This window comes from Mesorhizobium salmacidum (SeqCode), assembly GCF_037179605.1.
In the GTDB taxonomy this organism is placed as follows: domain Bacteria; phylum Pseudomonadota; class Alphaproteobacteria; order Rhizobiales; family Rhizobiaceae; genus Mesorhizobium; species Mesorhizobium salmacidum.
Genome location: NZ_JAPYKS010000109.1, coordinates 1 through 347, shown reverse-complemented (window position 1 = coordinate 347; position 347 = coordinate 1). Strand labels below are relative to the sequence as shown.

The 347-nt window shown below is 68.6% G+C and carries 1 protein-coding gene; it reads left to right on the top strand.

What is annotated here, in order from left to right:
- Positions 1-347: PfkB family carbohydrate kinase (locus O7A60_RS31860; RefSeq protein WP_337109608.1), on the top strand; the 347-nt coding region annotated here is incomplete at both ends.

Below are 347 nucleotides of genomic sequence, written 5' to 3'. Positions count from 1 at the left end.
ATCGACACCCACCGCGCCGAATTGCTCTACAGCCGCATGGGCCCGGCGATCGAGGCCTCCGGCGGCAGTGCCGGCAACACGGCGGCTGGTGTCGCCTCCTTCGGCGGACGCGCCGCCTTCTTCGGCAAGGTCTCCAACGATGCGCTGGGCGAAATCTACGCGCACGACATCCACGCGCAGGGCATCGCCTTCGACACCAGGCCGCTCGAGGGCGAGCCACCGACGGCGCGCTCGATGATCTTCGTCACCCCCGATGGCGAGCGCTCGATGAACACCTATCTCGGCGCCTGCGTCGAACTCGGGCCGGAAGATGTCGAGGCCGACAAGGCGTCGGGCGCCAAGGTCAC